The 18741-nt window shown below is 62.4% G+C and carries 18 protein-coding genes; 8 read left to right on the forward strand and 10 right to left on the reverse strand.

Going from position 1 to position 18741, the window contains the following annotated elements; translation table 11 throughout:
* Positions 1 to 200: 200 nt before the first annotated feature.
* Positions 201 to 614, reverse strand: coding sequence for a gamma-glutamylcyclotransferase family protein (locus BLR35_RS16640; RefSeq protein ID WP_090384482.1), 414 nt, complete (start codon positions 612 to 614; stop codon positions 201 to 203).
* 130 nt (positions 615 to 744) lie between these two features.
* Here BLR35_RS16640 and BLR35_RS16645 point away from each other — a divergent pair, with 130 nt between their 5' ends.
* A complete protein-coding gene (locus BLR35_RS16645) occupies positions 745 to 1809 on the forward strand; it encodes a DUF7490 domain-containing protein (protein ID WP_090384485.1) in 1065 nt (354 codons plus the stop codon).
* The gene (locus tag BLR35_RS16650) at positions 1806 to 2144 is read left to right on the forward strand and encodes a DUF8060 family membrane protein (RefSeq protein WP_090384487.1); all 339 of its coding nucleotides are present in this window, start codon (positions 1806 to 1808) and stop codon (positions 2142 to 2144) included. The genes BLR35_RS16645 and BLR35_RS16650 overlap by 4 nt, the downstream gene beginning before the upstream one ends.
* 28 nt (positions 2145 to 2172) lie before the next feature.
* Here BLR35_RS16650 and citZ read toward each other — a convergent pair whose 3' ends face one another.
* The 3 genes from citZ to BLR35_RS16665 form a co-directional block, all read right to left on the reverse strand.
* Positions 2173 to 3321 (reverse strand): citrate synthase, encoded by a 1149-nt coding sequence (gene citZ / locus BLR35_RS16655; RefSeq protein WP_090384489.1) that lies wholly within the window; start codon positions 3319 to 3321, stop codon positions 2173 to 2175.
* A 247-nt stretch (positions 3322 to 3568) separates the two neighbouring features.
* Entirely contained in the window at positions 3569 to 5752 is a 2184-nt protein-coding gene (locus BLR35_RS16660) for a TRAP transporter permease (RefSeq protein WP_170831064.1), read from the reverse strand.
* Between the two features lie 80 nt (positions 5753 to 5832).
* A complete protein-coding gene (locus tag BLR35_RS16665; RefSeq protein ID WP_211704981.1) occupies positions 5833 to 6888 on the reverse strand; it encodes a substrate-binding domain-containing protein in 1056 nt (351 codons plus the stop codon).
* A 242-nt stretch (positions 6889 to 7130) separates the two neighbouring features.
* Here BLR35_RS16665 and BLR35_RS16670 point away from each other — a divergent pair, with 242 nt between their 5' ends.
* Entirely contained in the window at positions 7131 to 8330 is a 1200-nt protein-coding gene (locus BLR35_RS16670) for an MFS transporter (protein WP_090384492.1), read from the forward strand.
* Between the two features lie 6 nt (positions 8331 to 8336).
* On the opposite strand, the gene BLR35_RS16675 is transcribed toward BLR35_RS16670, so the two are convergent.
* The gene (locus BLR35_RS16675) at positions 8337 to 8711 is read right to left on the reverse strand and encodes a VOC family protein (RefSeq protein ID WP_090384495.1); all 375 of its coding nucleotides are present in this window, start codon (positions 8709 to 8711) and stop codon (positions 8337 to 8339) included.
* Positions 8712 to 8839: 128 nt separating this feature from the next.
* On the opposite strand from BLR35_RS16675, the gene BLR35_RS16680 reads away from it, so the two are divergent.
* Positions 8840 to 10108: an MFS transporter gene (locus BLR35_RS16680; RefSeq protein ID WP_090384497.1), complete on the forward strand. Its 1269-nt coding sequence runs from the start codon at positions 8840 to 8842 to the stop codon at positions 10106 to 10108.
* Between the two features lie 5 nt (positions 10109 to 10113).
* Here the strand turns inward: BLR35_RS16680 and BLR35_RS16685 are convergent, their stop codons facing one another.
* Both BLR35_RS16685 and BLR35_RS16690 read right to left on the reverse strand, forming a co-directional pair.
* A complete protein-coding gene (locus BLR35_RS16685) occupies positions 10114 to 12300 on the reverse strand; it encodes a TRAP transporter permease (RefSeq protein WP_090384500.1) in 2187 nt (728 codons plus the stop codon).
* Positions 12301 to 12365: 65 nt separating this feature from the next.
* Positions 12366 to 13412 carry a TAXI family TRAP transporter solute-binding subunit gene (locus tag BLR35_RS16690; protein ID WP_211704982.1) on the reverse strand — a complete coding sequence of 349 codons (1047 nt, stop codon included), beginning with the start codon at positions 13410 to 13412 and terminating at the stop codon, positions 12366 to 12368.
* Positions 13413 to 13698: 286 nt separating this feature from the next.
* Between BLR35_RS16690 and BLR35_RS16695 the strand changes: the two genes are divergently transcribed.
* Entirely contained in the window at positions 13699 to 14133 is a 435-nt protein-coding gene (locus BLR35_RS16695) for a universal stress protein (protein ID WP_090384503.1), read from the forward strand.
* A 33-nt stretch (positions 14134 to 14166) separates the two neighbouring features.
* Here BLR35_RS16695 and BLR35_RS16700 read toward each other — a convergent pair whose 3' ends face one another.
* Positions 14167 to 14868, reverse strand: coding sequence for a helix-turn-helix domain-containing protein (locus BLR35_RS16700; RefSeq protein WP_090384506.1), 702 nt, complete (start codon positions 14866 to 14868; stop codon positions 14167 to 14169).
* Between the two features lie 151 nt (positions 14869 to 15019).
* Entirely contained in the window at positions 15020 to 15376 is a 357-nt protein-coding gene (locus tag BLR35_RS16705; RefSeq protein ID WP_090384509.1) for a cell division protein SepF, read from the reverse strand.
* A 229-nt stretch (positions 15377 to 15605) separates the two neighbouring features.
* Between BLR35_RS16705 and BLR35_RS16710 the strand changes: the two genes are divergently transcribed.
* Positions 15606 to 16373: a DUF1028 domain-containing protein gene (locus BLR35_RS16710; protein ID WP_090384511.1), complete on the forward strand. Its 768-nt coding sequence runs from the start codon at positions 15606 to 15608 to the stop codon at positions 16371 to 16373.
* Here BLR35_RS16710 and BLR35_RS16715 read toward each other — a convergent pair whose 3' ends face one another.
* Positions 16374 to 16853: an RNA-binding protein gene (locus BLR35_RS16715; RefSeq protein ID WP_090384514.1), complete on the reverse strand. Its 480-nt coding sequence runs from the start codon at positions 16851 to 16853 to the stop codon at positions 16374 to 16376. It abuts the gene before it with no gap.
* Between the two features lie 160 nt (positions 16854 to 17013).
* On the opposite strand from BLR35_RS16715, the gene BLR35_RS16720 reads away from it, so the two are divergent.
* Both BLR35_RS16720 and BLR35_RS16725 read left to right on the forward strand, forming a co-directional pair.
* Complete coding sequence (locus BLR35_RS16720; RefSeq protein ID WP_090384517.1) at positions 17014 to 17508, forward strand: TspO/MBR family protein; 495 nt, start codon at positions 17014 to 17016, stop codon at positions 17506 to 17508.
* Between the two features lie 79 nt (positions 17509 to 17587).
* Positions 17588 to 18676, forward strand: a complete 1089-nt coding sequence (locus BLR35_RS16725) for an NAD(P)/FAD-dependent oxidoreductase (RefSeq protein ID WP_090384519.1) — start codon at positions 17588 to 17590, stop codon at positions 18674 to 18676.
* Positions 18677 to 18741: the final 65 nt, after the last annotated feature.

Genomic DNA, 18741 nt, shown 5'->3' on the forward strand with positions numbered 1-18741 from the left:
CCAGCCGGTATGGATGTTATGACAGGAAAGTGCTGCCGGGTGCAGGCAGCACGACAGGGAATACACGGCGTGTGACGTGCGACTGTAGACGGGAACGGAGAGACCATAAAACCCACCCCTCCGGACCGAAAGTGAAAGTGCAAGAAGGCGCCGGGATGAAACCTCCGTCAGACGGTCGACAGACGATCGACTGACGGTCGTCATTCGCGACTCGATAGCACGATTTCGTCCTCGCGAACCACGCGACGAACCCGCTCGAGGAGGGGACCATCACCCGGCCAGTCGATCCGGTCGTCGACTCCGAGACGGGCCGGATCGCCGACGTAGACGAAGGCTTCGTCGTCACGCCCGGAATACGGGACCGTAACCCGAACGTATAGTCCGTCTTCGACCCCCTCGTATCGATCCAGGCGCTCGAGTCCCACCTCGTCGACCGCCAGTACCCGTCCGTCGACGCTTCCACCCGGTGCAAGCGTCGGATAGCGGCCGTCGACGCGGTGTACCCCCTCGAGCGTGGCCGTCTCCTCGAGAGCGTACTCCGCTGTTGGATGCCCCTCGAGGACGGTCTGGACCCGGTCGGGATCGGTCAGTGTTCCGTAGACGAAGACGTACACGCGCGTTCGTCGGACGGCCGGTTACTTTTGTTCGACGATGTTTCGGTGGTCTCCCGGGCCATCATTCGGCGGCCGTTAATTCACTCTCTAATACACAAAACATTTATAATATCTCTCGAGACACAGGTTCATGAATCGCGAGCTAGCCCTGAGTGGTGCCGCGTTCGTCGTCGTGGCCCTTGCACTCGCGACGCTTGCCCTCTCCGGTGCGGTCGCCGACCCCGCAGAACCCGATACGGCGGCCGAACTCGACGGTCACGCGTCGCTGCTCGAGGTAACGATCGCTGCCGACGAGGTGTCGGGCGAGACGGTTGCACTCGAGGTCGACAGCCACCTCCAGCACCACGGCGGCCCGGTATCGAACGTGACGATCGTCCATCGAGCCACCGATACGGAAACGGGACTCGTCGAGGAGACGACCGACCACGAGGTCGGCACGCTCGATGGCGAAGTCGAGACGACGGCTACTGCGACAGTCGACGTTCCTCGAGACGGATCGTACGAGGTCGAGACGTTCGTCTACGTCGACGGGACACGGACGGAATCGACCAGCCACCGCGTCTCCGGCGTCGACGCGCTGACGCCGGCCTACGCCGATAGCTCCGTCGAGTTCCACCGCTTCGGCGACGGGGGCGTACTCGCCGACGTCCCCGCGATCGAGTACTCGGTCGCGGACGCGAGCGACGGTGGGGCGACTCTCGAGGTGACGAGCTATCTCACGAACGAGGGCGACGAGAGAGCCACCGATCTCGAGGTCGAGTTGAAGGCTCGGCAGGCCGGTTCGAACGTCGTCGCGGACGCCAGCACGGTCTCCGTGCCGGCGGTTCAGCCCGGCGAGACCGTCACGCCAGCGGCCGAACTCGAGGTCTCCGACGAGTACGAGTACTACCTCGATGCCGTCCTCTGGCTCGACGGGACGATCGTCGAGACCGACCGGGCACTCGCCGACCTGCGTCCGGACGGCGAGGACGGCGAGTCGTCGTTCGAGACGGCCGACTTCGAGGACGACGACGGCGGATTCGAGACGGTCGAAGAGGACGCCGGACCCACCAGAGGACCGGTAGACGACGACGGCGCCGGCGACGACGTAGCGGACCAGGGTGACGGAACGCCCGGCTTCAGCATCGTTCTCACGACGATTGCAGTGATCGCGGCGATAGTTGCGCTCGCAGTGACACGAACCAGAAAGCCATGACCGATACGACACCACCAGCAGAGACGACCGAATCGACCACGGAATCGTTCACCGACGCCGAGCAGCTACCGGACGAACCGCCGGAACCGATCGACGAGGACGGCGGCGTCGCCCTCGAGCCGACGAGGGTCAGGCGATACCTCGCCTGGGGCGGGCTCGCCGTCTGTTCGCTCCTCGCGCTCGTCGCGACAGTCCAGTTCTACGGGAGCGTCACGTCTGCGATCGATCTCTGGGTGGCCGATCGCTACCAGCCGCTGATGCAGGCGGCGTTCAACCTCGTCGTGTTGCTCGGCTCGCTCGTCGGCATCTCGCTCGTCGTCCGAGAACTCAGCTGAATCGAAAAAAGCCGAACCGAGAACTGTTTTATCGATCCTCGAGCGGGACGAACTCCTCGCTCTCGGGACCCGTGTAACGTCCGCGTGGGCGAATGAGACGATTATCCTCCTGGTACTCGAGGACGTGGGCGATCCAGCCGCCGGCGCGACTCATCGCGAAGATGGGCGTATACATGTCGAACGGGATGCCCAGCTGATAGTAGACCGAGCCGGAGTAGAAGTCGACGTTCGGGGCGATGCCCTTCTCGACGAGGCCTTTCTCTTCGGTGAGGTAGTCTTCGATCGTCGTCGTGATGTCGTACCACTTGTCGTCGCCGTTCGCGGCGAGTTCCTCGAGTCGGCTCTGGAGGATCTTCGCGCGTGGGTCCTTGACGTTGTAGACGCGGTGGCCGAAGCCGGGGATGCGTCGACCTGCGTCGGTAGCCTCTTCGACCCACTCGAGCGGGTCCTTGCCGCTGTCGTCGATCTCTATCAGCACTTCCATGACGTCCTGGTTCGCGCCGCCGTGGAGCGGCCCGGAGAGTGCTGCGACGCCGCCGGTGACGGCGCTGTAGATGTCGGCCATCGTCGAGCCGATCACCATCGAGGTAAACGTCGAGGCGTTGAGTCCGTGGTCGGCGTGCAGGATGAGTGCCTGGTCGAAGGTTTCGGCGGCGACGTCGTCCGGCTGTTCGCCGGTCAGCATGTAGAGGAAGTTTGCGGCGAGTCCAAGGTCGGGGTCGGGATCGACCGGCTCCTCGCCGAGCCGATAGCGTTCGAAAGCCGCGAGCGCGGTCGGGATTTTGGCGGTGATGCGTCGACCTTTGCGAAGCGTCGCCTCGAGGTCGTCCGGATCGACGTCGGCTTCGGGTTCGTAGGCCGAGAACATCGAGACTGCGGTCCGGAGCGCGGCCATCGGCCGTTCGTCGGCGTCGGCGAGTCGCTCCATCGTCGCGAGCACGTCGTCGTCGACCTCGCGTTCGGTCGCCATCGCGTCGGCAAACTCCGTGAGTTCGTCTTCCGTCGGGAGCTGGCCGTGCCAGAGAAGATAGAGGACTTCCTCGTAACTCGCGCCGCGGGCGAGTTCCTCGATAGGATACCCTCGATAGATCAGGCGCCCTTCGTCACCGTCGATCGAGCTCAGATCGGACTCTGCGACCAGAACACCCTCCAGCCCTTTCTTGAGGTCGTTTGCCATGATTTTACCTTTCCGTCGCCCATGGAAAAGCATTATCGTTTCCCTCGTCGGCTGGGATGAACACCGGTGGTACGTCGGGTTCGGACAGCGAACGCTCGCCAAGTGTACGTCGGTCGGTCGACGAAAATGTATAGTAGCCACTGCAAGTCAATGCACACCTGATCGCACGACAGCTGTGCGATCAGGTGTAAATAGTTGCAGTTGTTACTATAGTTCAGCCGAGTGATCCGGGAAAGCGGGACGACGGCTACTTCTGTCGGCCGTTGATTCCCGCAGCCGCGTTCTGGATCTTCTCGAGCGGCGACGATTCACCGACGGCTGCCTGGGTGAGATAGAGGAACGTCGCGATGGCGAGTGCGCCGAGCTGGAAGTACAGCTCCGGATGCACCATCACCATAACGCCGAGCCCGAAGAAGAACCCTCGGAGCGCGTACGCCGGCCACCTGTCGAGGTCGAACCGGTAGTTCAGTCCGTGGATGATTACAAGCGAGCCCAGCAGGACGATGAATCCAGTGAGCAGGACGCTGGTTCCGAACTCACCACCGTGGTCGACGATTTCGGGGTGGTAGATGAAGGAGAACGGCAGGACGAACAGTGGCGCGGAGATCTTGATCGCCTCGAAACAGGTCCGCCAGAAGTTCGAGCCGGCGATCCCGGTCGCCACCGCGACACACGTCGCGATCGGCGGTGTCAGCCCCGCCAGGATCGCTGCGTAGAACACGAAGAAGTGGCCGGCGAACTCGGGCAGGAAGAACTGGTTGACCAGCGTCGGCGCGATCAGGATCGCGACGATCGTGTACGCGGCCGTCGTCGGCATCCCCAGCCCGAGGATGATACAGATGACCATCGCCATCAGCGCCGCGATGATCAACACGCCACCCGAGAGATCCATCAGGGTCAACGAGAGCGCGCCCGGGACGCCGGTCGCCATCAGGATGTCGACGACGCCGTTGATCGCCGCCAGGATGACAGCAACCGGCGCGAGGACGACGACCCCCTCGCGGAACCCGTTGAACGTCTGTTTGAGGCCGCCGACGAACGCCCAGAACGCCCGGCGGACGTCCGCACTGTCGTACACTTCTTTGGCCACCGGAACGGTGATTCCGAGCACTGCCATACTGACGACAGTCCAGAACGCCGAGGTACCGACGGTGAACTGGAGAATACCCAACAGGTAGACGAGCAGGATCAGCGGAATACCGAACTTGAGCCCCTCGAGTGCCAGTTCGAGCGTCTCGAGTTTTTCGTCGAAGATTTCGTCCATGTTCGGCTCCTCGATCTGTGGGGCGGCCGCGTAGTGGACGGCGACGAAGATGACGACCATCAGGATCGCCGCGGGAATGAGTCCGGCGACGATGACGTCGAAGTACGACGAACCCGGAACGAACTGAGCCATGACGAACGCGCCAGCGCCCATGACGGGCGGGAGCACCTGCCCGGAGGTCGAAGCGACGGATTCGATTCCGCCGGCCGTCGCGGGCTTGACGCCGCTCTTTTTCATCATCGGGATCGTAAAGGAGCCGGTCATGCCGGCGTTTGCGGTCTGGCTGCCGTTGACCGAGCCGATGACGGCACTCGCGATCACTGCCGTCTGTGCGACGCCGGAGTCGAGGTACTTCCCGGTGCGCGTCGCCGCACGAAGAATCAGGTCGAACGCGCCGTAGGCTTTCAGCATTCCTGCATACAGCAAGAACAGCGCGATCCACGCTGCCGTCAGCTGGGTCAGGAAGCCGAAGAAGCCGTCCATCGTCATCACGAGGATTCGGAACAGCCGATCGAAGCCGATCCCGGTGTGTCCGAGCGTTCCGGGAATGAGGTAGCCGAAATAGCCGTATGCGATTCCAGCGAGCAAGACTGCGAGGAACGTGATACCGAAGGCTCGCCACGTGATGTAGATCATCACGAGCGTAAACAGGAGGGCCACTACGAGCTCCGGTTGCGTGATATACCCTCGCTGGGTGAGCTCGAGCGCGTTGACGTAAGCGTAGGCCGTGGTCGGGACTGTCAGGAGGATGACGACGAGCAACAGGCCTGTATCTCCCAGATTGTCACGCGAGAACAGTGCCTTGAGATCGGTGAGGAAGAACCGATTCCCGCCGTCGACGCGGTTTATCATCTCGTAGAACGCGTACAGCACGATGATTCCGCCGAGGAATCCTGCACCGAATCGTGCACGTGAGGGAGCACTCCCGGTAACCGCACCCCGGAGGTACGCCATCCACATGATGTACCCCCAGAATACGATCGAAAAGACTGCGAGGAAATTCCAGAGCGTCGCCTTCTCTTTGAGGCTTTCTTTCGAGAAACTCTCCCGGAGGACGTCTCTGATTGGGCGGTCTGCGAGCGTTTCGTCTACGTCGGTGACGTCCGCCTCGTCGTCCGAGAGGTCGATCGAGTCGTCGTCGGTATTTGTCGGTGGTTCGTCGTCCATTGTTACCTGGTCCCGCTATACAAGCGAGTCGTTAGCATATGGGTCGCGCTCGAAACAGTAAGAATCTATTCTTTCGTGCGTTACTCGGCGTCGGCTTCGCCCACGCTCCAGCTGTCGTCCCAGACGTCGTTGTCCTGGAAGAACTCGGCTGCACCTGGGTGAACGTCGACGTCTTCCATGACCGCGTCGGTCATCACTGCTGGATCGTCGTAGTCGAGCGTCGTCGGGTCCGACTCGCGCATCGTGTCGTGGTGCTCGTGTGCGACTCGCAGCATTTCGTAGACGGCGTCTGGGTGGACGTCGGGGCCGAACGCCCACTGTCCCTGCAGCGCCCAGAAGTCGACTTCGTCGACGCCGAGTTCGCTGGTGACGTCCTGTTCGTAGCCGTACGGCTCCTTCCGGACGTGGCTCGCACCGTCCATCGACTCGATGGACTCGACGAACTGGTCGTCGGCCTCGATGGCGTAGAGGTCGCCGCCACTGCGGACGTCGACTTCCTGACACCAGCCGGAGAGGTCGACGCCGTTCGAGCCGTAGAGTGCGAGCGCGTCGACACGCCCCTCCTCGACGGCACCGGGGATGTCGTCGGTGTCCTCGTTGTTGATGTCGTTTTCGTCCCAGATGCCGTCCTCGCGGAGGAGCTGTTCGGTCAGCAGTCGGGTACCGAACCCGGGTTCGATTGGGTAGATCGTGTAGCCGCCGTCACGGAGGTCGGCCGTCGACTCGATGCCGGAGCCGTCCATCGCCACCCAGTGCATCTCGAGACTCGTGAACAGGAATCCCTGCATGGGCAGGTCGTCGACTGGGTTGTCGGCGAAGTCTTCTTCTCCGTTGAGCGCGGCCGCCCACGAGTTGTTGTCGACGCCGATAGTGCTGAACTCGTCTTCGTCGTACTCGTACAGGTTCGCGGTCCAGCCTTCGGTCACCTGCACGTCGACCGATAGTTCGTCGCTGTGTTCCTGTGCGGCACGAGCAAGGGCCTGACCCGCTGCCTGCGTCGAGCTTCCACTCGCGGTTCCGGCAATCGTGATCGTGTGTCCGTCATCGTCACCGAGACAGCCGGCGACGCCGACGACGCCCATTGCTGCTGCACCTTTCAGGAAGTTCCGTCTCCCCTGTGTTCCATTACCAGGCATGTGCCAACTGCTTTCTATCCCCACTATAAAAAACCATCGTTCTTCATTACAAATTATCTACCGTGTATTATATCCAAAAGAGACATACTGGTACCTCAAACCGTAAATCTCGCATCTATAATGATAGCACTATATTATTTATACGAGCACATCATTTTATTAATGTAGTTGCTGTTTCGGCGGATTCCCGTTACTTTCCGGGAACGATACCCTTTTATCCTGTACTCGGCCAGCTAACGCCGATGGATACGTCGTACTGGCGGACAGTGCTTCTCGTTACGTTGTGGCAAATTTCGGCGAGTATCTGTTACTACTCGGTGTTCGCCGCAACTCCGTTCTTCCGGGATACGTTCGGTCTCTCTCGATTCTGGGTCGGCGTCGTCGTCACGACATTGACGTTCGGCTACGCCGTCTTCCTGCTTCCACAGGGTGCACTGGTCGATAAGTTCGGTGAGCGATTGATGCTCACGCTCGGACTGGTTGGACTCGGTACTGCAACTGCACTGGTGGCTGGATCACCGACGTTTGCCCTGCTTCTGGCTGCGGTGTTCGTTCTCGGTTCGCTGTACGGAACCGCGATGCCCGGGACGAACAAGGCGATCTTCGACAACATCAAACCGGGAAAACAGAACTTCGCGATGGGGATCAAGCAGGTCGGCGTGACAGGCGGAAGCGGTATCAGTGCCCTGCTGGTGACCGGTCTCGCCGGCGTTCTCTTCTGGCAGGCCGGATTCCTCCTGGCTGCCGGGTTTGCGCTGGCCATCGCAGCCGCGTTTTACGTCCTCTACTCGGGAAGCGGTGGCGACGGGGCGGCCAAATATCCCGACTTCCGTGCGTTGCTCTCGAACCGTCCGTACTTCCTGCTTACCGTCTCCGGCCTCTTTCTGGGTGCAGCGCTTTTCACGACGACCGGCTACACGGTGTTGTACGTCGAGGAGTCGATCGAGGCATCGGTCGCCTACAGCGGCGTCGTTCTCGCACTCGTCCAGCTATTCGGCAGCGTCGGCCGCGTCGTAACGGGGTGGCTGAGCGACGTCTTGCCCGGTGACCCACAGGTTCGAATCGGCGGCATCCTCATCGTCCAGTCGCTGGCCGGCGCAGTGATGTTCGTCGTCGTTGCATCGACGACGACCGTGATCGGTGCGACGATCGCGTTCTCGGTGCTCGGTTTCTTCGTCCTCGGCTACACCGGCGTCTACTACTCCGTCATGGCGACGCTCGTCCGTGCCGACGAAATGGGTGGCGCGACCGCCGGCGGCCAGCTCGCACTCACAAGCGGTGGGCTGTTCGCACCGCCAGCCTTCGGATACCTCGCCGACATGGTCGGCTACCGTGCGTCCTGGCTCTTGCTCGCGATGCTCGTCGTGATCGCGTCCATCCTTCTCGTGTTCGTCGTTCGAATTCCGTCGTCGGTTTCGAACCCCGCAGCGACCGGCGGCTGACCTCGCTTACTCGAGTCGTTCGACGAGTTCGACGACGTACCCGTCCGGATCTTCGACGAACGCGACGCGGCGGTCGATCTTCTCCATGGTCGTCGGCTCCTCGTGAACCGGCGGATCGGCGCGCTCGCTAAGTCGTTCGAACGTCTCGTCGGTACTCTCGACGCCGACGGCGACGTGAGCCATCGTTCCCGGATCGATCTTCGGCCCGCCGTCGGGATCGTACTTGAACTGGAACTCCGCGTTCTCGCCCCCGACGTAGACGTTCTCGACGCCGTCGTCTGCCGTGAACGACCAGTTTTCGGTGAGGCCGAGCGCGTCGACGTAGAACTCCCGCGTTCGCTCGAGGTCCGAAACCCACAGTGCCGTGTGAATAACGTCCATGCGTTCGAATGACCGCCGGTCTGCCAAAGCCGTACCGGATTCGTGATTACTGATGACGTGTAACATACCGGCAAAGCTAGACACACACCCCCGATTCTTAATCCGATGAGTCGAAATACAGCGCGACAATGGACGACTCGGACCGCGAAATCGTGTTGTTCACGTCGGCGGCTCACGGGCTCGTTCACACCTACGAGCTGTCGATCCCGATCTTGATGACCGTCTGGCTGGTCGAGTTCTCGACGACGGAGGCGATGCTCGGCCTGATCGTCACCGTCGGCTACGGACTGTTCGGCGTCGGCGCACTGCCAGGCGGCGTGCTGGTCGACCAGTACGGCTCGAAACCACTGATACTCGCGTGTCTCGCGGGAATGGCGGGTTCGTTCGTCCTGGTCGGATTGTCGGGATCGATACTCTTTCTGTCGATCGCGATCGCCCTCTGGGGCGTCACGGCGAGCGTCTACCACCCCGCCGGACTCGCATTACTTTCGACTCGAGTCGAACGCACGGGGATCGCGCTCGGCTATCACGGGATCGGCGGCAACCTCGGGATTGCACTCGGCCCGCTCGCGACCGCGATCCTGTTGCTCTGGTTCGACTGGCGTATCGTCTCGATCCTGCTTGCCATCCCCGCGGTCGTGGTGCTGGTTCTCGGCCTGTTCGTCGAGGTAGCTCCTCGAGAGGCCGAGTCGGCGGCGACGACCGACGGTGGCCCGGAGAGAGAGGAAAGCAACGACACGAAAGGCCAGGTGTCGCTAGATAGCTTCGTCGACGATACTCGCAAACTCCTGACGCTGACGTTCGGGCTCGTCTTGCTCGTCGTGATGATGAGCGGTCTCTACTACAGGGCCTTCCTCACGTTCCTGCCGGACCTGCTGAGTGACTTCCTCGCCGGGCTGGTCGATATCGAACTGGTCGATCCGGACAGCCCCTACGCCGAGGAGTTCGACCTCGCACGGTACTTCTACGTCGCGATCCTGGTGTTTGGCGTCTTCGGCCAGTACCTGGGCGGCTACCTCGCGGACCGCATCCCGGTCGAGCGGGCGCTCGTCTACGTGCTCGTGACGCTGACGATACTTGCCGTGCTGTTCGTCCCGGCGACCGCGACGACTCCCGCGTTCGTCGTCGTCTCACTGTTGCTCGGCGTCGCGCTCTTTACGATCCAGCCGCTCCAGCAGGCCACGGTCGCGAAACACACCTCTCCCGGAACGCGAGGGATCTCCTTCGGCTACACGTTCCTCGTCATCTTCGGGATCGGTGCGCTCGGTGCCGGACTCGCCGGCTGGGTGCTGACGGTCGCCGGCGCTCGAGAACTGTTCCTCGTCCTCGGGACGATCGCCGTGATCGGTGCGACGATCGCGTTCGTCCTGCGTCGCGTCGACCGAAGCGCCGAATAAAACGGCTACTCGCGTCTCCCTCCGATTCCGGCGGTCACGTTCTGGAGTTTCTCGAGCGGTGACGCTTCGCCGACGGCCGCCTGCGTGAGATAGAGGAACGCGGCGACGCCGAGTGCCCCGAGCTGGACGAGCAACTCCGGATGGACCATCACGACGATACCGAGCACGACGAACAGGCCGCGAAGCCCGTACGTCGGCCACGTTCCGAGGTCGAACCGGTAGTTCAGTCCGTGGATTATCACCAGCCCACCCAGGAGGACGAGGGCGCTGATGAACAGCAGTCCCGAGCCGAACTCGCCCTGATGGTTGACGATGTCGGTGTGGTAGATGAAGGAGAACGGCAGGACGAAAAGCGGTGCAGAGATCTTGATCGCCTCGAAACAGGTCCGCCAGAAGTTCGAGCCGGCGATCCCGGTCGCCACCGCGACACACGTCGCGATCGGCGGTGTCAGCCCCGCCAGAATTGCGGCGTAGAACACGAAGAAGTGTCCTGCGAATTCGGGCAGGAAGAACTGTTCGACCAGCGTCGGCGCGATCAACAGGGCGACGATCGTGTACGCTGCCGTCGTCGGCATCCCCAGTCCGAGCAGGATGCAGATGATCATCGCCATGATCGCCGCGACGATCAACACGCCACCCGAGAGGTCCATCAGAGTCAGCGATATCGCCGTCGGAACGCCGGTTGCCATCAGGATGTCGACGACGCCGTTGATCGCTGCCAGGATAATCGCCACCGGTGCGAGGACGACGATTCCTTCGCGGAAGCCGTCGAACGTCTGTTTCAGCGTCCCGACGAACGTCCAGAACGTCAGCCGCAGGCTCGTCGTGTCGAACGCTTGCTTGCCTGTCGGGATGACGATGCCGAGCGTCGCCATCGTGACGACAGTCCAGAACGCCGAGGTCATCACGGTGAACTGGACGATACCGAGCAGGTACACCAGCAGGGCAAGCGGTATGCCGAACTTGACGGCCTCGAGGCCGAGTTCGAACCGCGTGAGGCGCTGGTCGAACATCTCGTCCATGTCGGGTTCCTCGATCTGTGGGGCGGCCGCGTAGTGGACGGCGACGACGATCGTTATCATCAGGATCGCCGCGGGAATGAGTCCGGCGATGATGACGTCGAAGTAGGACATGCCGGGAATGAGCGTCGCCATGACGAACGCACCGGCACCCATCACGGGCGGGAGCACCTGTCCGGAGGTCGAGGCGACCGATTCGATCCCGCCGGCGGTTTCGGGCTTGACGCCGCTCTGTTTCATCATCGGGATCGTAAAGGAGCCGGTCATACCGGCGTTTGCGGTCTGACTGCCGTTGACCGAGCCGATGACGGCACTTGCGATGACGGCGGTCTGGGCGACACCGGAGTCGAGGTACTTCGCCGATTGTACTGCAGCACGGAGGATCAGGTCGAACGCGCCGTAGGCCTTGAGCATCCCCGCATAGAGGAGAAACAGCGCGATCCAGGCTGCTGTCAGCTGTGTCAGGAAGCCGAAGAAGCCATCCATGCTGATCACGAGCACGCGGAGCATCCGCTGGTAGCCGATCCCGGTGTGTCCGAGCGTCCCGGGGATGAGGTAGCCGAACAGCCCGTACCCGATCCCTGCCAGTAACACGGCGAGGAACGTAATCCCGAACGCCCGCCACGTGACGTAGATCATCACGAGCGTAAACAGCGCCGCCATCACGAGTTCCGGCTGAGTCGCGCCACCCCGCCCAGCCAGATCTAATGCGTTGACGTAGACGTAGACGACCGTCGGAATCATCAGGAGAACGGCGACGATCAACGTCAGCGTGTCCCCGATATTTTCACGGGAGAACAGCGCCTTCACGTCCGTCCAGATGAACCGCTGTCCGCCACCGACCCGCTGTGCCATCTCGTGGAGCGCGTACAGTGCGATGATCCCGCCGAGGAACCCCGCCCCGAACTGTGCACGCGAGGGAGCCTGGCCGGTCAGCTCCGCCTGGAGGTACGCCATCCACATGACGTACAGCCAGAACGGGATCGAGAGGACGCCGAGTAGCGTCCACAGCGTCGTCTTTCGTTTCAGACTCTCCGCCCCGACTCGTTCCCGAACGGCCGCACCGATGGACCGTTCTGCGAGGTCCTCGTCGACGTCTTTGACGGTCGACTCCTCGCTCGAAATATCGATGGCCTCGGTGTCGTCCTCGTCTATCGGTGGTCCATCGTCCATTGTCGTGTCTCGTCCGATCGCAGTTGTCTTCCCGCGCTATACGTGGTCGACGACTGGAACGGCAGCTACTCCGTTTCTCCCTCGGACCAGCTGTCGTCCCAGACGTCGTTGTCCTGGTAGAACTCGACCATTCCGGGGTGGACGTCGACGTCTTCCATGATCACCTCGGTCATCACTTCTGGATCGTACTCGAGCGTCGTCGGGTCGGACTCGCGCATCGTGTCGTGGTGTTCGTCGGCGATCCGTGCCATCTCGTAGACGGCGTCGGGATCGACGTCGGGGCCGAACGCCCACTGTCCCTGCAGTGCCCAGAAGCTGATTTCGTCGAGGCCGAGTTCGCTGGTGACGTCCTGTTCGTAGCCGTAGGGCTCCTGTTCGACGAGCGCGGCGCCTTCTAGCTCTTCGATGGACTCGCGGAACTGGTCGTCGGCTTCGATGGCGTACAGTTCGCCACCGCTTCGAACGTCGACTTCCTGACACCAGCCGGCGAGTTCGATGCCGTTCGAGCCGTACAGTGCGAGTGCGTCGACGCGGTCTTCCTCGACGGCTCCGGGGATGTCGTCGGTGTCTTCGTTGTTGATATCGTTTGCGTCCCAGATGCCGTCTTCACGCAGGAGCTGTTCCGTGAGCAGCCGAGTCCCGAACCCGGGTTCGATCGGGTAGATCGTGTAGCCGCCGTCACGGAGGTCTTCCGTCGACTCGATGCCTGAGCCGTCCATCGCAACCCAGTGCATCTCGAGACTCGTGAACAGGAACCCCTGCATCGGCATGTTCTCGACGGGGTTGTCGGCGAAGTCTTCCTCCTCGTTGATCGCCGCCTGCCAGGAGTTGTTGTCGACGCCGATGGTACTGAACTCGCCCTCGTCGAATTCGTACATGTTCGCGGTCCAGCCTTCGGTCTCCTGGACGTCGATCTGTAGTTCGTCGCTGTGTTCGGACGCGGCTCGAGCGAGTGCCTGTCCCGCTGCTTGCGTCGCGCTGCCGCTTGCGGTGCCGGCTATCGTGATCGTATGGTCTGCGTCACCACCGAGACAGCCAGCAGCACTGACGATCCCCACCGTTGCTGCACCTTTCAGGAAATTCCGCCTTCCCTGTGAGCGATTATCTGGCATACAAAACGGGTTTCCATGAGGGTGGTGAAAAGTGTAACTCCTATTTTCTGCCCAAATGGGCGCTAATCCTCCATACAATGCCAAATATCACTAATATTTTAATGTGTGTAGTGACAGATCCAGTCGCAATTACTGATGGCTCGAACAGGAAGCAGTCCCTCACGTCAATTATTATTGGCAACATTCATTCACTATTGAGCGGCCGGAACGAGACTCGAGTGAGAAAATAGATACTTGACAGGAACCCGTCGTCACGTATATTGTACCTCCCCTCACACTGTGTGATATGTACCGAGTGCTCTTACCGGTCGACGCCGATCCAGACCGTGCCACCGAACAGGTAGAGACACTGTTGTCGCTACCCGGCGACGAGGACGATCTCTCGGTGACGATTCTCCACGTCATCGAGGAAATCGACGCGGCGGCCGACGAAGCAGGCCCCACGTTCATCGAGGACCTCAACGAGTCGTTGCCCGAAATTCGGGACATTCCCGACTCCGTCGATCAGGCCCAGCAACGCCTCGAGGAACACGGCATCGACACCGATCGTACCGAGATGGTCGGCGATCCGGCCGACAGCATCCTGCAGATCGCCGAGGAGACCGACGCCGACACGATCGTACTCGGCGCTCGAGATCGAACTCCCGTCGGAAAAGCCGTCTTCGGAAGCGTTACGCAGTCGGTAATCCTGGAGACGGACCGGCCCGTTCTCGTCAGCTAATCCCACCGATCGAGCCGAACGGTCGAGTCCGGCTCACTCCTCGACGATCGTGTCGAGCAGTTTCGTCTGTGCTGCCGCCAGATGTTCGGTAAACGTCGACCGGGCGACCCCGAGTTCCTCGGCGACGTCGGTCGCGTTCGCTCCTTTCGGGTAATCGAAGTATCCCATCTCGTGGGCCGTCTGGAGGATCTCCTGCTGTCGGTCGGTCAGTTCCTCGCGATCGACGATGACGGGATCGCCCGAGGTCTCTTCGTCTTTGGTCAAATCCTCGACGAGAACGCCGTCGAACTGCTCCCGGAGGTCGGCGACGATCGCGGAGATATCGTCGAGGTTCAGCGTGTGAAAGGACAGCAACAACGCCCCGTTCTGTGCCCGAACCGACGAGATCGGCGTTCCCGTCTCCTCGACGACCTCGCACGCACAGCTGCCGGTACCGTCGCGTTCGAACCGGTACCGTTCCTCGCGTTCGTTCGCCTGCACCGCCGTCATCTCGAGGTCGGTCCCGAGTTCGTCGGGCTCGAGGTCCTCGAGCGAGGCGTTCGCGGAGATTTCGAACTCCTCGACGATGACGTCGTCTCGATCGGGGTTGGGTTCGTTTCCGTCACCGGACGGTGATCGGGGGCTGGCTCGCGTTCTGGTAACGGAGTCGATCGACTCCTCGGTGGTCGCCGAGATACTGGCAACCGGACAGTCGGCGGGATCTCGGACGACGACGGTGGCTCGGAACCCGGTCATACATGGTTGTACGGCTTCGTTCTAATAACGCGCTGTCGTAATTCCCGCCGACTGGCAACTGCCGAACGTGTTCCCGACGTTCATACGGGCTACTGTCCGCTTCGGCACGACTGCGACGGTTCGTGCCGGGGCGTCGTTACAGTAGCCGGTCTCACTGGCCGAGTTTCTCCCGGCTGACGTGGACGCCGGTCGGGGTGATAATCATCTGGTCGTCGCCTTTTCGTACGATGTCGCCGTTGACCTCTTCGGCGACCTGTCGTAACTCGTCGACGATGTGTTCGACGGTACTGTCTTCGGTCCGGAGCCGAGTGACGTCGGCGATGACGATATCGCCGTCGTAGACGGCGTCTTTGATGTCGATCGCGTCGGCCTGACCGCTGACCTCCGCGATATGGACCTGCATCGTTGCGGCTGCCGACTCAGCCGAAACGTCGTCGAGATCCAGTTCGACGTAGTCCTCGGCGGTCCGCGACTGGTCCCCGCCAAGGATTTTGCTCATGAGTCCCATTGCCGGTATCCATCATCGCCGCCAGTATAGTTCTTACGTCAGACGGAACGTCAGTCTCGCCGACCAGTCACCCCGAAAACGGCTGATTCGTCGCCTGTCCATGGGTTTATTGTGTGTTTCCCGCCGTTTGAGTTATCGCTCCGATCGATTCACCGATGATCGCGTGGGGAGACTCGTGACTACTGACGACGAGTACCGTTTTTACGATTCAGTCTGACAGTTCGTACGTATGACGTTCAGCATCTGCGTCCACGAGAGCTACGAGACGGCAGACGGCCAGTCCCACGAGCGGTTCGGCGTCGCCGTGACGACCCGCCTGCCGGGAGTCGGCACCCTCTGCCCGTTCGTCAGCGAGAACGGTGCCGTCGCCACCCAGAGCCTGGTCAACGTCGACCTCGGACGGCGTGGCGTCGAGTACATAGACGACGGACTCGCCGTCGACGACGCACTCGAGGCGCTGTTAAACGCCGACGATGGCGCACCCCAGCGCCAGCTACACGGCGTCGACGCCGACGGGACGTTCACGTTCTCCGGCGAGGAGTGTGGCGACTGGTTCGGTCATCTCGAGGGCGAGCACTTCACTGTCGCCGGCAACCTGCTCACCGGCGAGAGCGTCATCGAAGCGACCGCGGACGCCTACGAGTCCAACGCAGTCCACGAGACAACCGACCCCACCACGGGTCCGAACGCCGCCAGACGCGACGACGAGGACGACCCGGACCCGCTCGCGAAACGACTGATCGACGCGCTGGCGGCCGGCCACCGCGAGGGCGGCGACAAACGCGAGGAACTCACCGTCCAGAGCGCCGCGGTCGTCGTCGAGTCGACCGAGAGCCACGACATGACGCCGCCGTACAACGATCTGCGGGTCGACGCAACCGAGACACCGATCGCCGACCTGCGCGAGACCTACGACCTCGCCATGCAAGGGTACGAGACGTCGCTCGAGAAGTACGAGGAGGCGTACGAAGAGGATTCGCTCGCCGAAACAGAATAACTAGCCGGTGAACTCGTAGAGTTCGTCGCCGACGTGGTGCAGCGAGTCGACGACTTTCCCTTCGTCGCCCGCCATCTCCGAGCCGTCGACGCGGGCGCGGCCGACCGCGAGCACCTTTCCGTGGGACTCCTCGGCGATGACGACCAGGTCGTCGGGAGAGATGTCCTCGGTCGCCTCCGTGATTCCTGGCCGCATCACGTCCGCGCCGTCGCTGACGAACGAGATCGCGCCCGAGTCGACAGTGACGAGGCGTCGCTCGGGTTCGTAGGCGTTCGCGCCCCGAACCGTCAGGAACGGCTCCTCGTCGAAGTGTGCGACCTGTGGCTCCCCGTCGATCAGTACGACCTCCCAGTCGGTGTCCTCGAACTCGACGCGCTCGTAGGCGTCGCCGTCCGGCGAGACGCCCAGTTTCTCCTCGAGACCACTCTCGAGGTCCGAGACGGCGTCACTCCGGAGATGATGTCGGGATTTGACGTCCATATCGGTGTGTTCTACCGTCCCGGCCCATTTAAGGATTCGAGTTCCGCGCTCGCCACTCGACGACCGGTGAGAGACCACGTCTCGCTGCGAGCGGTGACGGGCTAGCGCTGCCGGCGTATGCTGCCCGGAACACCTACTCCTCTCGAGGTGAACCGTCGGTATGGAATCGGTCAGTGGCTGGCGTCCGCGACTCTCCGCTCGCGAGTTGCTGGTCGCGCTCGCGCTCGTCGTCGGCGTCAACGTTCTCGGTTCGGCTCCCGGCGTGCTCTTCAGTTCCGACACCGGATGGATCGACGAACCCTGGTTCTTCCCGCCGACGATCCTTTTCCCCGTCGTCTGGACGCTCCTGTTTACCCTGATGGGCGTCGCACTCTTTCTCGTCTTGCGGCGCGGCCTCGAGCGCCGTGACGTCCGAATTGCGATCGCTGCTTTCGCCGTCCAGTTCGCCCTGAACCTCGCGTGGACGCCGGCCTTCTTCGGTATGCAGCGCCCGGACCTGGGGCTCGCGGTGATCGTCCCACTGTGGCTGGCGATCGTCGGGACGATCGTCGCCTTCGACCGCGTCGATCGACTGGCTGCGGCCCTCCTCGTCCCGTATCTCGCCTGGGTGTCGTTCGCGACCGTGCTCAACTACGCGATCTACGCCGGAACGTAGCCTCGAGCGACGCCACGGATGATCACTCGAGCGCATAGTCACGCCGTACGGTCAACCGTCTCCGGACCACCGTTCTCCCATGGAACGCGACCGATCGAATCCCGACTACGAGGTCGTCGTCGTGGGCGGTGGCCCTGCCGGACTGACGACCGCGATCTACACTACCCGACTCGGCCACGAGACAGCCGTCTTCGAGAAGGAAGGTGGCCGCCACGCGGCGGTCGACCACGTCCACAACTTGCTCGGCGTCTCCGAGAACGTCTCCGGCCAGGAACTGGCGGCCCACGCCGTCGATCAACTCGAGCACTACGGCGGCGACTTCTACCTCGACGCCGTCGAATCGGTCTCCCGGTTCGAGGACGACTCCGGCCCCCGATTTCGACTCGAGGCGAGTCACGCCACCGTCGACGCCGACCGCGTGGTCTTCGCGACCGGCTTTCGCGACCGCAGCCCGGAGGTGGCAGACCTCGAGCGCTTTACCGGCCGCGGCCTCCACTACTGTCTGCACTGTGATGCGTACACGCTGGGTGACGGCTCCGTGTTCGTACTCGGTCACACCGAAAGCGCCGCTCACGTCGCGATGACGATGTGCAACTTCACCGACGACGTCGACCTCCTGCTGGACGGTCGCGAGCCAGAGTGGGGCGACGAAACCGCGGAACTGCTCGAGGCTCACCCTGTCGACCGAATCGAGACGACGGTCGTCTCGGCCTACGAGGACAGTGCCGCCGACTCGAGCGAACGGCCGTGGCTCGGCGGCCTCTCCTTCGGCGACGGCACCGAACGCGACTATCTCGGCGGGTTCGCGATGTACGGCACCGCGTACAACGCCGACCTCGCGGCAGAACTGGGCTGTGATCTCACCGACGACGGCGCGATCGACGTCGACGAACGCCGCGAGACGAGCGTCGACGGCGCCTACGCGGTCGGCGACGTCACCCACGGACAGAACCAGACCACGATCGCCATCGGTGACGGCGCCTACGCCGGTCTCGTGGTCCACAAGGACCTGCGCCGGTTCCCACTGTCACTCGAGGAGTGCCGGGACGAGGAGGACGCGACACACAACGACGCGCCCGGCGCTTCGGCCACACTGCGGGCACAGATGCGCCGCGTCCGGACGCTCGAGACCCATCCAGGGCTTCGCGATCCCTCCCCCGGCCGGTAACGGACCGCGAGTCGTCCGGACTGACTGTCCTGACTCCCGAAACCTGTGACAATCGCTAAGTAATA

It is taken from the genome of Natronobacterium texcoconense (genome assembly GCF_900104065.1).
Taxonomy (GTDB): Archaea; Halobacteriota; Halobacteria; order Halobacteriales; family Natrialbaceae; genus Natronobacterium; species Natronobacterium texcoconense.

What these genes read in the sequence shown, in the direction of transcription:
- BLR35_RS16700 (WP_090384506.1), bottom strand. Translation starts at nt 14,868, where the DNA reads ATGACCGGGTTCCGAGCCACCGTCGTCGTCCGAGATCCCGCCGACTGT.
- BLR35_RS16680 (WP_090384497.1), top strand. Translation starts at nt 8,840, where the DNA reads ATGGACGACTCGGACCGCGAAATCGTGTTGTTCACGTCGGCGGCTCAC.
- BLR35_RS16695 (WP_090384503.1), top strand. Translation starts at nt 13,699, where the DNA reads ATGTACCGAGTGCTCTTACCGGTCGACGCCGATCCAGACCGTGCCACC.
- BLR35_RS16670 (WP_090384492.1), top strand. Translation starts at nt 7,131, where the DNA reads ATGGATACGTCGTACTGGCGGACAGTGCTTCTCGTTACGTTGTGGCAA.
- BLR35_RS16715 (WP_090384514.1), bottom strand. Translation starts at nt 16,853, where the DNA reads ATGGACGTCAAATCCCGACATCATCTCCGGAGTGACGCCGTCTCGGAC.
- citZ (WP_090384489.1), bottom strand. Translation starts at nt 3,321, where the DNA reads ATGGCAAACGACCTCAAGAAAGGGCTGGAGGGTGTTCTGGTCGCAGAG.
- BLR35_RS16705 (WP_090384509.1), bottom strand. Translation starts at nt 15,376, where the DNA reads ATGGGACTCATGAGCAAAATCCTTGGCGGGGACCAGTCGCGGACCGCC.
- BLR35_RS16660 (WP_170831064.1), bottom strand. Translation starts at nt 5,752, where the DNA reads ATGGACGACGAACCACCGACAAATACCGACGACGACTCGATCGACCTC.
- BLR35_RS16650 (WP_090384487.1), top strand. Translation starts at nt 1,806, where the DNA reads ATGACCGATACGACACCACCAGCAGAGACGACCGAATCGACCACGGAA.
- BLR35_RS16710 (WP_090384511.1), top strand. Translation starts at nt 15,606, where the DNA reads ATGACGTTCAGCATCTGCGTCCACGAGAGCTACGAGACGGCAGACGGC.
- BLR35_RS16665 (WP_211704981.1), bottom strand. Translation starts at nt 6,888, where the DNA reads ATGCCTGGTAATGGAACACAGGGGAGACGGAACTTCCTGAAAGGTGCA.
- BLR35_RS16675 (WP_090384495.1), bottom strand. Translation starts at nt 8,711, where the DNA reads ATGGACGTTATTCACACGGCACTGTGGGTTTCGGACCTCGAGCGAACG.
- BLR35_RS16690 (WP_211704982.1), bottom strand. Translation starts at nt 13,412, where the DNA reads ATGCCAGATAATCGCTCACAGGGAAGGCGGAATTTCCTGAAAGGTGCA.
- BLR35_RS16720 (WP_090384517.1), top strand. Translation starts at nt 17,014, where the DNA reads ATGGAATCGGTCAGTGGCTGGCGTCCGCGACTCTCCGCTCGCGAGTTG.
- BLR35_RS16725 (WP_090384519.1), top strand. Translation starts at nt 17,588, where the DNA reads ATGGAACGCGACCGATCGAATCCCGACTACGAGGTCGTCGTCGTGGGC.
- BLR35_RS16685 (WP_090384500.1), bottom strand. Translation starts at nt 12,300, where the DNA reads ATGGACGATGGACCACCGATAGACGAGGACGACACCGAGGCCATCGAT.
- BLR35_RS16645 (WP_090384485.1), top strand. Translation starts at nt 745, where the DNA reads ATGAATCGCGAGCTAGCCCTGAGTGGTGCCGCGTTCGTCGTCGTGGCC.